Raw genomic sequence first — 14,320 nt, forward strand, 5'->3', positions numbered from 1 at the left:
ACCCTGTGTTGTCACTTCTCGGAAGGTACTGACATTACGTCAAAGTAACGCCTTGTGTGATACTTTTTCTGATAAGACTGAGAAGAGGTGACTTAATCGCAGGCTCCCTAATATTCAATTCTGATATTGCCGGTCACACTGGTACAGCAAGAGAGCACATAACCTTGTGCGATTTCCTCTTCACTGATACCGCCGTTTTGTAGCATTTCAAACTCGCCCTCTTCTACTTTGACTCGACAAGCACCACATATCCCCACACCACAGGCTTTGGAAATATTAACTCCAGCTTCTTGAGCCGCTTGGTTTAAGTTGGTGCCGATTGCCACATCCAAGGTTTTATCAGAATCGCTAAAGCTCACTTGTACCATATCTTTTGGTTGCTGGTTTTCTATCTCAGCGGCATCCGCATGCTTATGGGCTTGCTCTACATCATCCACAGGTGTCGCGCCAAAGGATTCCTCGTGATAACGAGACATTTCATAACCTGCGGCTTCTAGCATTTGTCTGACCGCCTTCATATAAGGCTCAGGTCCACAGCAAAAGACCTCTCTTTCCATAAAATCTGGTGCAATTAAACCCAACATGGCGTTATCTAAATAACCACGATAACCACCCCAAGCCTGCCCTATTTCTGTGGTTTCACAGATAAGGTGCATCTTAAAGTTCTCAATACGTGTGGTCATATACTCAAGCTCCAACGGATAAATAATATCCTTAGGAGAACGGGCACTATGAGCAAACACCATGTCGACTTCTGAGTCCGTATCAAACCACCAGCGAGCCATGGACATCACAGGCGTAATGCCCACACCACCAGACAAAAGCAATACTTTATCTGCTGGGAAATCCATACAATTAAATTGCCCGACAGGCCCATGAACAGCGATTTGATCACCCGATTTGAGGTTGTCATGTAGCCAGTTCGACACCTGACCACCTTCGACCCGTTTAACTGTGATAGAAAAACTGTAAGGAATCGAAGGCGAACTTGAAATCGTGTACGAACGCATGACTCGCTGCCCTTCTATTTCAAGCTCTAGGGTGACAAATTGCCCCGGTTTGAAAAAGAAAAGCACCGGCTCACTCATGCCAAAGGTAAAAGTGGTGACATCATGGGTTTCTGCAATGACTTTGACACAACGTACTTCATGACGACCATTACTCCAAGTTTGGGTCATCATGGGATTGATAAAATCAGAGGTATTAAACTTGCTCATTGGCCTCTCCTGACAGCTCACTTATCTGTCTATGAATGATTAGTCTTTCAGTTATTCTTGTTAAAGCTCGATACCGGCTTGCCATTCTTTCCAACGCATAGTCACTTTGGCTCCTAGGGATAAAAAGGGTTCAGGTGGCAAAACAGCTGGCGCTTGATGGATCAAGAATTCACTGAGCATATCGGACTTACCTAGCACGGCTTGTTCTGCCGCCATCATGCCAGATAAGGTTCCCTTGACTGTGCCTAGGCCATTTTGACAAGCGGCCGACCAGATACGGGTTTCAACCTCACCAAAAGCAGGCATAGAGTTCCAAGACAAACATAAACGTCCGCCCCATCTATGCTCCATTTCGATGCCATTTAGCATAGGAAAACGGTTGGAAAAGGCTTTATCTTGTAGCTTTTGTGCGGTACGTATATTGTTTGAATTCACTTCCATATTTTGATTCAAGGTCGCGTGATTTCGCACCACTACCCTATGTCCGCTGCCCATAAAGTCAGAGCTTCTACGCACTGTGGTGCCCATAGGATCAGCGGGTAAGATTCCCCAATCGTTAACGCCGCCAAGACGAGTCACTTCTTTGTCGGTTAAAGCTCTCGTCATAGAGGCATAGGTAAAGACATGCAGTAATTGACGAGGGAAAAAACCAAACGATTGAATATGACCGTTCACAGCTAAAATGATATTTTTCGCTTTCACTGTGCCTTTTGGTGTTACCAGCTTATGGGGGTTACCCAGATCAATATGAATGACAGGGCTATTCTCATAAAAGCTCACTTTTCCACTTAAGCCTTGAGCAGCTTGACGAATAAAAGCGGCTGGCTGAATCATGACTGCCCCCGGGGTATAAAGCCCTTGGCGATAAAAATCTAACCCGGTCCAATCTTTCATATCCCCATGGCTCATAAGGCGATACTCTTCTCCAAGCGCTTCAAGGTGATGACGATAACTCTCTATATGAGCTTGGCCTTTGGCTGAACCTGCCCCTGTTACCTTGCCACAAGGGTCAAACACCTTTGAATCCATCTCATATTCTTCTGCCATATCATGGGCAAAACGAATCGCAGCACGGTTTAAACGTATTTGCTGTAAATCATGCTCATGGGCACCTGCGTAGGTTTCTGAATTTAAATCATGGGGCAAATCAATCATGAATCCAGAGTTTCTACCTGCTGGACCTTCGGCAAGCTTATTTGCTTCTAGCAAAACAATTGACTCGTCACCCACCAGCTGGCTTAAGCGTCTTGCAGCCGCAAGTCCGGTAAAGCCACCCCCTACGACTATCCAATCAGCGTCGATATCTGAGGTTAACTCTGGATACTCAGGTGCAGCGGGTAAAATACTATTCCATGCGGCAGGTCCTGGGTCTTTCGGCAGCCTTTTCACTTCGATATTTTTAGGCATAAATTGCTTCCTGTCTGAACCATATGGCGTGCATAAACAGCACCCCATATGGACCCAATAGGCGTGGCGATTTAGTCAACGCAAGCGTCAACAGCATCATCACTCAGATCAACCCAGATGGTTTTTAACTCTGTGTATTGATCATGGGCATGGACAGAATTATCACGACCACCAAAACCTGACTGCTTATAACCCCCAAACGGCGTGGTGATATCCCCTTCACCAAAACAGTTCACTGTGACTGTGCCTGCTTTAATAGCTTGCGCAGCACGTAGGGCTTTTTTCGCATTAGCCGTAAATACAGAGGCAGCGAGACCGTAATCCGTATCATTCGCTACCGCGATAGCTTCATCGTAACTGGCGACTGTGATGACAGATAAAACAGGGCCAAAAATCTCTTCTTGAGCCAACTTATCGCTATTCTTCACACCATCAAATACGGTTGGCTGGATAAAGATGCCATCCATGGTTTGACCACCAACGACAGCATCATAACCCGCTGAATTGCCTTCATCTAGATAGCCACTCACCTTAGCAAAATGACCTTTATCTATCATGGCACCCAGTTGTTTAGTTGGGTCTAGAGGATCACCTGTATTCCAATCTCTAGCATGGGCTTTAATACGTTCTAACAATGCGGCTTTCACCCCGTCTTGGACGATTAAACGAGATCCTGCTGAGCAATTCTCACCCATGTTCCAAAACGCCGCGGCACATACTTGTTCTGCCACTTTATCTAGGTCTTCTGCATCATCTAGCACGATACAAGGGTTTTTACCGCCTAATTCCAACACCACTTTTTTCAAGTTAGAGTCGGCTGAATAACGCAAAAAGCGACGACCTGTTTGGGTTGAGCCGGTAAAGGTCACCATGTCCACATCTTGATGCAGACCAAGCGGTTCGCCGACGTCAGCCCCTGTGCCTGTGATAACGTTCAACACACCTTTTGGTAAGCCTGCTTCACTGGCTAATTCGGCGATACGCAAGGCTGTTAATGAGGTTTGTTCGGCAGGTTTAACCACCATAGAACAACCGGCTGCCAACGCTGGAGCTATCTTCCACGCCAACATTAATAGCGGGAAGTTCCAAGGTAACACCGCCCCCACAACCCCAATAGGTTCACGAACTACCATGGCGATAGCATCAGGACCAACTGGCGCAGTTTGATCATAAATTTTGTCGATCGCCTCTGCATGCCAAGTCAGGGTATGGATAAACTCTGGAATATCTATGGTTTCACAATCTAGAATCGGTTTACCTGAATCTAAACTTTCTAGCACAGCCAATTCACGGCTATTGCGCTTAATCAGCTTACTCAGCTCAATCAATACCTGCTTGCGCTCACTTGGATGCATCTTGCTCCAGCGACCGTCCTCAAAAGACTCACGGGCTTTACTGACCGCAAAGTCCACATCTTGAGCATTACACGCGGCTACCTTTGCAAGTACATCACCGTTAGCAGGGTTAATTGTTGCAAAGGTGTCACCAGATAATGCGGGACGAAAGCCCCCATCAACAAAACTCATAGCAGCAGGGTTAAGCTCGGCGGCAATCGCTTGATATTCTTCTAGTGTTAATAAATCTGACATGCTTACTCTCCTGCTTCTGTGCTGGCTGCTAAAGGCGTGTTTGCCTTGTTGATATTGGCTTTTATGGTCTCAACAAATGCCCCAGATTCAGACGATTCTGGTGTTTCTGCCACTATGCTTGCAATGGTGGTTTTCAAGGTTTTCACCACTTGCGCCATGGCTCGTTTGTCGTCTTTATTCAGCCCACAAAGCGGTTTGCGTACTTCACCAGACACACGACCGTCCAGGGTCACACCGTATTTCACACTTTGAATAAACTTACCGCCCTGCTCCAACACACGCATCAGCGGCATCATGGCCGACATAATACGACGGCCTTTGTTAAAGTCATTCTCAATAACACAGGCTTGATAAAGGGAAATGTGCTCTTTTGGTAAGAAATTAGAACCGGCACAAACCCAGCTTTTAGCACCCCAAGCGAAAAACTCTAAGGCTTGATCATCCATACCACAGGCCACTTGAATATGAGGATAATCACGGGCTAATAGGTGTAAGCGGTTAATATCACCTGAGCTTTCTTTGATCCCACAAAAGTTATTAGAGCGACCCACACGATCAAGAAACTCTTCTTCCATGTTGACACCCATACGATCTGGGTAGTTGTACAACATGATTGGCAAGTCAGCAGCACGATCTACCGCCAATGCGTGGAGCGCCAACTCTCTTTGAGTTGGTAAAGAATAAGGCGGCGTTGCCACTAAAATCACATCCGCTTCATGCTTAGCGGCATCTTCGGCTAATTTAATTGAAGCATTTGGATTAACTGAACCCGTACCAAAAATAATCTGTAACTTATCGCCACAAATTTGACGAGCTATTTTTAGCAGTTCGACCCTTTCTTCATGACTTTCAACATAATACTCACCGGTTGTGCCACCTATCATAAGCCCATGAACACCTGACTCTAGTAGATACTGGACATGGGCAGAATAAGCCTCATAGTCGATTGAATAATCGTCCTTAAAAGGCGTGATTACTGGGGTATAGATCCCTTCAAAATGCATTTAACTCACCTTAATTATCATTGTTATCCAGGGTTGTTTTACAGGGGTGAGCACGTATCACGTTTATCATCCAACCTTATAAAACGGCTTGGTAAAATGTTAACGAGGGAGGAGATAAGCACACAATCAACCTTTTATTCGCGCAAAGAATAACGCCAAGTTATGGTGCATAAAAAAGACAGGCATAAAAAAACCCGCTTCAAGCGGGTTCATTTTCACCTTAAAACAGGGTTCACTTAAGCGCTAACCGACTTGCCCTGCTCGGTTTGCCCAATAAAGGTGCTCTCTTCTTGTATTCGTTCTAAGAACCAAAGCTTGAAGGTTTGCAGGGCTTCATTATCCTGCTTACTTTCGGCATAACTTAAATAGTGACGCTTTTCCTTATAGGTGGTTTCAGGTTCACCCACTCGCACCAACTTACCTTGCTCTATCATAGGCGCAACTAGGTGATGCCAACCTAAGCTAATGCCTTGATGGTTAAGGGCCATCTGCATCAGCATATTGTAATCATTGGCATTAAACACATGGGAGCCAACCTCTGAACCTAGATTGAAGTTAATCCCTTGGCTATTTAACCAAACACTCCAATCCACATGCTCCGCTATTTGCGAACGTCCATAAGGACTTAGATTTAATAAGGTCGTGCTTTGCAACCCTTCAAGACTGGCCACGCTTGGATTGTCTTTTAAAAATTCAGGCGAACACACAGGGTAGATCTGGTCATAAAACAAAGGAATAGAATGATAGCCTTCCCGTGAATCACTCACCTTATTAATAAAAACATCCGGGTGAACACCCGGTTCCATATGTAAAAAGTTATTAGTGGTGACAATATTCACATCAATATCAGGGTTATCTGAAAAGAAACTCGGCAAACGATTTGATAACCAATAAGCCGAAAAAGCAGGAGAGCAACAGATTGTCAGCTCTTGTTTGCGCGTATCGCTGTCTTGAATACGTTGAGCTGCTTGAGCAATATTCACAAAGGATAAATAGGCCGCATCATAAAAGATAACCCCAGCCTCGGTAAGCTCTACCGCCCTGCCTGTACGTTTAAATAAAACCACCCCAAGTGATGCTTCTAATTCACGAATTTGACGGCTAATTGCCGCTTGCGTCACACATAAGGCTTCTGCTGCGCGAGTGAAGTTTAAGTACTTAGCCGCCGCAACAAATGACTTCACCGCGCGCAATGAAGGCATCTTTACTAATATTTGATCAGGTTCTACATGCTTAACCATAACGTCTCGTATTCAATTCACTAAATAAAAAGTTGCTTTACCCATATGGGTACCGCCCATACACTGAATTTCAAGTTAGGAAGATAGATTGTGATTCAGTTATACCCTTTCAAGTTACCGAAGGCTACTGACAAAATAGCCTGTTTCAAAAGTAACTCGTGACGAGAACGGGTGACAAAAAGTCAGCTAAGTGAATTAAAACACTGACAATTTTTACAAGATACAGGGTCAAACCATCTGACCAATACCAACAAAACAAGAATAGCGACGACCTAAGTCTAGCCAAATGGGAGCATTAGAATGACCAGTAAGATAAAAACTCTTGAGCTAATCAATCTGCGTAAACCACGCCACGCCTTAACCCGAGAAATCTACCGTGACGAAGATGTTTACCAACAAGATTTAGAGCAGATCTGGCATAAAGAGTGGATTTTTGCCGGCCATACCATAGAGATCAATAAAGCTGGTGAATACATTACTTTGCAAGTGGGCGACTACCCTGTTGTTGTTGTAAGAGACGATTCAGGTGCAGTCAGAGCATTTCATAATGCCTGTCGTCACCGTGGATCACGCGTCTGTTCTGCTGCTAAAGGAAAAGCTGCCAAGTTGGTTTGCCCTTATCACAAATGGACATTCGGCCTTGATGGCAAGCTTATTTATGCGGGCAACATGGGCGAAAACTTTAACAATGACGACCATGGGTTAATGCCTGTCCACTGCGAAGTGGTTAACAGTTATATCTACATTTGTGTGGCTGAGGAAGCGCCAGACTTTGAGCAATTCCGTAAAGATGTGAGCCCTTTTATCACGCCGCATAATTTAGAAGACGCCAAGGTGGCCCACGAATCCAATATAGTCGAAGACGGTAACTGGAAGTTGGTATTTGAGAATAACCGTGAATGTTATCACTGTGATGCCAACCACCCTGAGCTACTAAACTCGTTTGTTGAAAACTTGTCTGTGGCGGGAGTCGGTGGCGATGATGACCCAGAGCTGGTTGCCCATTGGGATAAATGTGAAGCCGCAGGCTTACCGAGCCGTTTAGTAATGGATGAAGGGGGGCAGTATCGAATGACACGTATTCCGCTTTCAGCCAAAGCCGTCAGTTATACCATGGATGGCAAACCCGCTGTAAAAGGCCGACTAGATAATACGGATGTCGAAGATATTGGTGCCCTGCTCTACTTTAACTACCCCTCTACTTGGAACCACTTCTTAGGGGACTACGCCTTAAGCTTCCGTATTCTGCCACTTAACTCAGGCCAAACGCTGGTCACGACTAAATGGCTAGTGCCTAAAGATGCGGTTGAAGGAGTTGATTATGACCTTGAGAACCTGATTAAAGTTTGGATTGAAACCAATAATCAAGACAAAGAACTGGTTGAGGAAACCTTTAGAGGTGTGAGCTCACCTTCCTATATCCCTGGGCCATTTTCTGAAATTGCCGAAAACGGCGTTTGCCAATTTGTCGATTGGTATTGCGATACCATGAAGAAGAAGCTAAGTGCGTCTTAATTTATAGATAAGTGACTAGGTAGTCGCTTCCCTTTAGCCTCCACATTGTGGGGGCTTTTTTTATTGAAAAAAAACCTCCCTCCGAGCTGATTTCTTTTAGTGTCTTCTCATAATATTTCTACCACAGCTTTCTCCTAACACAGGTTAAGATGGCGCCTTCACCTGTGCTTTAACAGCACCTCAAGCCTGCTGAACTTCCTTTAAGCTTCACTATCCCCACGATAGCCTAAAACCCCATAAACTTTAGCTTTCAGCCTCTCAAACACTAACTAAAAGCTCTCTTATAACAACCAAATGTTTAGCAATTTTAGCTATTTTTTAGCGACTCATTCAGAGCGCTAAAAGCCATTAACAATAACGGGGAGTTATGGTTTTTACGCTAAATATGTCGTTGGACGCTGCCTCGTGGAGGCCGTAACTTAATAAACAGAACGGGGACATAACAAAGTAAGCAGTGTTGAACTAGCACACTGATTCAGCCAAATAGAACGCAATAATAATCATAAATACAGAGGACACGATGACAGACACCACAGATATCCTGTCGATCAACAATGTATACAAGGTATTTGGTGAACAACCAGATACTGCCATGCAAATGTTACAAAACGGCGCACATAAAGATGAAATTTTTGAAAAGACTGGCCAAACCGTGGGTGTGTTTGATGCTAGCTTCTCAGTCAAGAAGGGAGAGATTTTCGTCATCATGGGTTTATCCGGTTCAGGTAAATCTACCATGGTACGTTTGCTAAACCGCCTTATTGAGCCCACTTCTGGCAGCATCAAACTGAACGGAAAAGATATTACAGTCCTTGGGGATGCGGACTTACTGGATGTCCGCCGTCAGGAAATGAGCATGGTGTTTCAATCTTTCGCACTCATGCCTCACATGTCCGTGATCGACAATGCAGCTTTTGGCCTTGAAATATCAGGGGTTGAAAAGAAAGAAAGACATAAAAGAGCACAAGCGGCTCTAGACCAAGTCGGCCTAGGTGAACATGGCGATAGCTACCCGCATCAACTTTCTGGCGGTATGCAACAAAGGGTTGGTCTTGCCCGCGCCCTAGCCAATGACCCCACCATACTCCTAATGGACGAGGCATTTTCTGCCCTTGATCCACTTATCAGACATGAAATGCAAGGGGAGCTAATCCGCCTGCAAAAAGAACAATCTCGCACCATCGTCTTTATCTCCCATGACCTAGACGAAGCCATTCGTATTGGTGACCGCATTGCCATTATGGAAGGCGGCCAAGTGGTACAGATAGGCACACCAGAAGAGATTATGCGTAATCCTGCTAATGAATATGTAGAGAACTTCTTTAAAGGTGTCGATGTCAGCAAGATCCTCAAAGCAGGCGATATTGCCTGTCAGCAAAGTGCTTGCAAGATTCAACTAAACGGCAGTGTTCATCCATTTGACGCCGATGGCAATCAGTTTGCGTACCTAGTTGATGACAAGGAAAGCCTATTAGGTGTGGTTCCTCTAGAAAGCATTGATAACCAAGCCAGTGCCGACACCTTATTAGCACAGCAGCTAGATCAACATGCGTCTGTTTATAGCGACGACATGATCAGTGATGTGGTGAAAAAAGTGGCTCACTCTGACTACCCAGTCCCTGTGATAGAGCGCAATGGCACTTTCTGCGGCGTGATTTCCAAAGACCTAATGCTTAAGACTTTGAGCCACTAATTCGATGCTCACACGTTAAGTTTCATCATAATGATAAATGTAAGGTAAATTAGAATGTCTGAATTTAACCTATTAGATCCCTTTCAGTTTCTCAGTGTTCCACTAGGGGAATGGGTAGAAGCGGTACTCAACTATTTAGTCCAAAACTTTCGTGGCTTTTTCCGCTCTATTCGTTGGCCTATCGATCAGGTACTCGACCTGATAGAAACCATGTTGCAATCCATTCCGCCTTTAATCGGCATTATTCTTTCTTCCCTTTTGGGTTGGCAAGTTGCCGGTAAAAAAATGGGGCTATTCTGCGCGATCACGCTGACAACACTCGGCTTAATCGGTGTTTGGGCTGAATCAATGACAACCCTTTCTTTGGTTTTAACCGCCCTATTCTTCTGTGTCGTAATTGGCGTTCCTCTTGGCATTCTTTCGGCTCGTAGCGATAGAGTTGAGCGTTTTGTGAGACCCGTTCTTGATGCCATGCAGACTTTGCCTGCCTTTGTATATCTGGTTCCTGTGGTCATGCTTTTCGGTATCGGTAACGTTCCAGGTGTTCTAGTCACCATTATTTTCGCGCTACCCCCTTTGGTGAGGCTGACGAACTTAGGTATACGCCAAGTACCAGAAGACAAAATCGAAGCAGCACGCGCTTTCGGCTGCACGCCTAAGCAAATGTTGCTCAAGATCCAATTACCACTGGCAACGCCAACCATCATGGCTGGCATTAACCAAACACTGATGTTGTCACTTTCTATGGTGGTTATCGCTTCCATGATAGCGGTAGGCGGCTTAGGTCAAATGGTATTACGCGGCATTGGCCGACTTGATATGGGTCTTGCCACTGTCGGTGGCGTTGGCTTGGTACTGCTTGCCATCTTCCTTGATCGTCTTACCCAGGCGATGGGTGAACGTGCTGGGGTTAGCCACACCCAACACTGGTATGAAACAGGCCCTATCGGTGCCTTAGTCAGAGCTTATCGTAGCCTGTTCTCTAAATAGAGTTATCTAAATAGAGTTATCTAAATAGAGTTATCTAAATAGAGTTATCTAAATAGAGCGCCCTAAATAGCAAAAGGTAAATATCACCAAATTAAAGATTCGCTTAAGTAATAGAAAACATTCTTTCAATAGATTCTCAATAAAAAAACATAACGAGGAATTGACCATGATGCAATCACGCTTAAAAGCACTTTCTAAAACCTTATTCTCATTGACAGCAGCCGCTTCTTTTTCTGCTCTGACAATGTCGAGTATCGCTTCTGCAGCAGAGGCGATGCCGGGTAAAGGGGTAGAAATTACGCCTATCTTCCCAACCATTGCGGAAGAACGCTTTCGTGGTGAAATTGCCATTGCCGGTCTAGAAGCGCTTGGCTATGAAGTTGAAGAGCCAAAAGAAACAGAATACGCCACCTTGATGCTGGCTCTTTCATACGGAGATGCGGATTTTAGTGTACATGCGTGGGAAGAATTACATAAAACCTTCTACAAGAAAGCGGGTGGTGACGACACGCTAGTTAAAGCTGGTAATGTGATTCCTGGGGTATTACAAGGTTACCTAATCGATAAGAAAACCGCTGAAAAGCACAATATCACCCAGCTAACTGATCTGAAAAAGCCTGAAATTGCTAAGCTCTTTGATGCAGACAATGATGGTAAAGCAGACTTAACAGGTTGTAACCCAGGTTGGGGCTGTGAGCTTGTTATCGACCATCACATTGAAGCTTATGGCCTTGGTGATACAGTCAATCATAACCGTGGTTCTTACTTTGCTCTTATGGCGGATACCATCACACGTTACAACGAAGGCCAATCGATTCTTTATTACACTTGGGTGCCTCAGTGGATTGCAGGTGTATTGGTCGAAAATGAAGACGTGGTGTGGTTAGAAGTACCAAAGACCGACCTACCAGATGGCAACAACTCAGTTAACACTAGCTTTAATGGTAAAAACCTAGGCTTCGCGGTTGACCAGATCCAATCAATCTTGAATAAGGACTTTGCTGAAGATAACCCAGCAGCAACTAAATTCTTATCACTAGTCCAAATCAGTGCCAGTGATGAAAGCGCACAAAACCTTAAAATGCAAAATGGCGAGAAGTCTATGAAAGACATTAAACGCCATGCCCAAGAATGGATTTCTGCTAACCAAGCTAAATACGATAGTTGGTTAGAAGCGGCCCGCGCTGCTATGTAATCTCACCAATAAAGAATAAGGACTTTCCCTAGGGCTAGCTTGCTAATTAAGCCGCGAGTCTTTAGGGAGAAGTGCCCTTTATTAGTTCTATTTTGATCATAAAAATAAGCATTCACATTACAAAATGAGGTAAACCATTGAAAACAATTAAGATGGCTACATTCGTTTTAGGCTTAGGCCTTGCTAGTTTTTCACATGCACAAGATGTCTCTTTGACCACCACAAATTGGGCACCCTATTATGGAGATAACTTAGAGCAAGGCGGTTTCATTTCTGCCATTGTTAGAGAATCCTTTAACGCGTCTGGTTATCAAAGTGAGCTTGAATTTACCCAGTGGAAAGAAGCCATGAGGCAAGTAAAAGTGGGAGAAAAGGATGTGCTGGTGGGCGCATTCTACTCAGATGAACGGGCCCAAGATTATCATGTTTCTATCCCTATCTACTCTGTCTTTAGCGGTGTGATTAAGCATAAGGACTTAGATCTAGACTTCTACTCTTCCTATGAAATGCTAGATCAATACAAGATAGGCAAGATAGAAGGAGCTGTCATTGGCCAGAGCTTTGACGCTTATTCCTTCTCTCAACTTCAACCTTATGCAGGCACAGAGGCTGGCATTACGGCATTACAAAAGGGTGAAATAAATCTTTTCGCCGACAACCTCACTGTGGTGAAAAGTGCTGCTAGCAAATTAGGGCTTGAACCTAGCCATTTCGCTATGGTCCAGCCTCCCATCGAAAAAAATGATCTGTATGTGATGATCTCTAAAGAGATTGCCAATTCAGAGAAAATTCGCGATGACTTTAATACCGGGTTTGTCATGATTCAAAGCAATGGCACCTATGAAAAAATTCTTAAGCAATTTAATCAGCTTTAAACCTGCTTTCGTCTTTCCTACGAGACGTTAAATCGCCATGGATGGCTCATTTTCTTTCTATTCACGCTTGGATATAAAACATGTTGTTATTCAATTTTGTCCAAAACTTGCAGTTTAATCAGGTACCTGAAAAAAGCCGCGCCCTAATCAAAACCTCTTTAATGGATATTGTCGGTGTCCTTGCTGGTGCCAAGAAAAACCAGACCAGTGATAATATTCGTCACTTTGCAGCTGAACATTACCCAGCCAATAAATTAAGCTGTCGTCTATTATTTGATGGCCGCCATGTTAGCCCTTTAGGTGCGGCTTGGGCAGGCGGATTCAGTGCCGATAGTCTCGATGCACACGAAGGTCACTTTACTTCTAAGGGTCATGCCGGAGCGACGGTCATTCCAGCCCTCCTTGCTATAGCAGATGCCTGTCATGAACGAGGTAGAAGCATCACTGGCGAAGAGTTTTTAGTCGCGGTGACTATCGCTTATGAAACAGCACTGCGAGCTGGCGTTGCCCTAATGGACAGTGCCAGTGAATATCATGCCTCTGGGGCATTTTCAGGTTTAGGGGTCGTCTGCGGCGGAGCAAGGTTATTAGGTTTAAACCAAGAAGAATTCCAACATGCGTTAGGTATCGCTGAGTATTTTGGCCCCCGTTGCCCCATGATGCGTCTAGTAGACTTTCCATCTATGTTGCGTGATGCCCATGGTGCTGGTGCTTATGCAGGGGTAAATGCTCTATTCATGGCACAAGCGGGTATCACTGGCGCACCGGCAGAAACGGTAGAAAAAAATACGCTAAGCCATTGTTGGAATGATCTTGGCACACGATGGGAAATAGATTCCCAATACTTTAAACCTTGGCCCGTGTGTCGTTGGGCGCAGCCAGCACTCACGGCGATCACCAGTATGATGCACCAGTCGCCTGAAATTACCTCTGCCAATATAGAGTCCGTCAAGGTAGAAACCTTCCACGAATCCATGCGTTTACAAGGGCATTTCCCCAAGAACGCAGATGAAGCCCAGTATGGTTTAGCTTTTCCTTTAGCGGCATTAATCAGCCGTGGTCAAGTGGGCCCAAATGAAGTAACAGGAGATGCCATACAGGCAGAAGATATCTTGCAAATTAGTCGTTTGATCGAGATAACAGAAGCGCAAGATTTATCAGATCGCTTTCCAGAAGAAATACTCTCAAGAGTCAGTATTCAACTGAAAGACGGACGCTGCTTAACTAGCCCCATTACTCAAGCAAAAGGTGACCCAGAAACGGCCATGAGCCAAGCCGAGTTCAAAGCTAAATTTGAGTTGCTTGCTTCGGTTAATTTTAGCCAAGAGAGAATGGACTCAATACTTAATGAGATTGATATCTTGGAACAGGCAAAGAACTGTGAGGCACTCTTTAACCAGCTTATGTCTCCCTAGGGAACCTGCGAATAAGTCCTCCTGCCTCAGCGTGTGGATAAAAGTGCCTAGATTTACGGCGAGGGGCGTAACTTAATAGTTATTCTATTGATAAGGCCCTTAACTTAAAGATAGGGCTTTTAGGCCACGCCCTTCGGGTCTTTCAGAAAAAGCGCCACCCTGTGTTGTCCCTTTTCGAA

General features: G+C 44.8%; 11 protein-coding genes. 6 read left to right on the forward strand and 5 right to left on the reverse strand.

What is annotated here, in order from left to right:
• Positions 1-107: 107 nt before the first annotated feature.
• The 5 genes from TW85_RS15845 to TW85_RS15865 form a co-directional block, all read right to left on the reverse strand.
• Positions 108-1,217, reverse strand: a complete 1,110-nt coding sequence (locus TW85_RS15845; RefSeq protein WP_046018112.1) for a hybrid-cluster NAD(P)-dependent oxidoreductase — start codon at positions 1,215-1,217, stop codon at positions 108-110.
• A gap of 60 nt (positions 1,218-1,277) precedes the next feature.
• Positions 1,278-2,624, reverse strand: coding sequence for an FAD-binding oxidoreductase (locus tag TW85_RS15850; RefSeq protein WP_046018113.1), 1,347 nt, complete (start codon positions 2,622-2,624; stop codon positions 1,278-1,280).
• Positions 2,625-2,695: 71 nt separating this feature from the next.
• Complete coding sequence (locus TW85_RS15855) at positions 2,696-4,213, reverse strand: aldehyde dehydrogenase (RefSeq protein WP_046018114.1); 1,518 nt, start codon at positions 4,211-4,213, stop codon at positions 2,696-2,698.
• Positions 4,214-4,215: 2 nt separating this feature from the next.
• A complete protein-coding gene (locus TW85_RS15860; RefSeq protein WP_046018115.1) occupies positions 4,216-5,217 on the reverse strand; it encodes a dihydrodipicolinate synthase family protein in 1,002 nt (333 codons plus the stop codon).
• Between the two features lie 236 nt (positions 5,218-5,453).
• Positions 5,454-6,458: a LysR substrate-binding domain-containing protein gene (locus TW85_RS15865; RefSeq protein ID WP_046018116.1), complete on the reverse strand. Its 1,005-nt coding sequence runs from the start codon at positions 6,456-6,458 to the stop codon at positions 5,454-5,456.
• Positions 6,459-6,758: 300 nt separating this feature from the next.
• On the opposite strand from TW85_RS15865, the gene TW85_RS15870 reads away from it, so the two are divergent.
• From TW85_RS15870 to TW85_RS15895, 6 genes are all read left to right on the forward strand, one after another.
• The gene (locus tag TW85_RS15870; RefSeq protein WP_046018117.1) at positions 6,759-7,973 is read left to right on the forward strand and encodes an aromatic ring-hydroxylating dioxygenase subunit alpha; all 1,215 of its coding nucleotides are present in this window, start codon (positions 6,759-6,761) and stop codon (positions 7,971-7,973) included.
• 520 nt (positions 7,974-8,493) lie between these two features.
• Positions 8,494-9,666 carry a glycine betaine/L-proline ABC transporter ATP-binding protein ProV gene (gene proV / locus TW85_RS15875; RefSeq protein WP_046018118.1) on the forward strand — a complete coding sequence of 391 codons (1,173 nt, stop codon included), beginning with the start codon at positions 8,494-8,496 and terminating at the stop codon, positions 9,664-9,666.
• Positions 9,667-9,720: 54 nt separating this feature from the next.
• A complete protein-coding gene (gene proW, locus TW85_RS15880; protein ID WP_046018119.1) occupies positions 9,721-10,656 on the forward strand; it encodes a glycine betaine/L-proline ABC transporter permease ProW in 936 nt (311 codons plus the stop codon).
• Between the two features lie 166 nt (positions 10,657-10,822).
• Positions 10,823-11,851, forward strand: coding sequence for a glycine betaine/L-proline ABC transporter substrate-binding protein ProX (gene proX / locus TW85_RS15885; RefSeq protein ID WP_046018120.1), 1,029 nt, complete (start codon positions 10,823-10,825; stop codon positions 11,849-11,851).
• A 137-nt stretch (positions 11,852-11,988) separates the two neighbouring features.
• Entirely contained in the window at positions 11,989-12,726 is a 738-nt protein-coding gene (locus TW85_RS15890; RefSeq protein WP_046018121.1) for a transporter substrate-binding domain-containing protein, read from the forward strand.
• Positions 12,727-12,806: 80 nt separating this feature from the next.
• Positions 12,807-14,141, forward strand: coding sequence for an MmgE/PrpD family protein (locus TW85_RS15895; RefSeq protein WP_046018122.1), 1,335 nt, complete (start codon positions 12,807-12,809; stop codon positions 14,139-14,141).
• Positions 14,142-14,320: the final 179 nt, after the last annotated feature.

Origin of the sequence: Marinomonas sp. S3726 (assembly GCF_000967665.1) — a bacterium.
Classification (GTDB): domain Bacteria; phylum Pseudomonadota; class Gammaproteobacteria; order Pseudomonadales; family Marinomonadaceae; genus Marinomonas.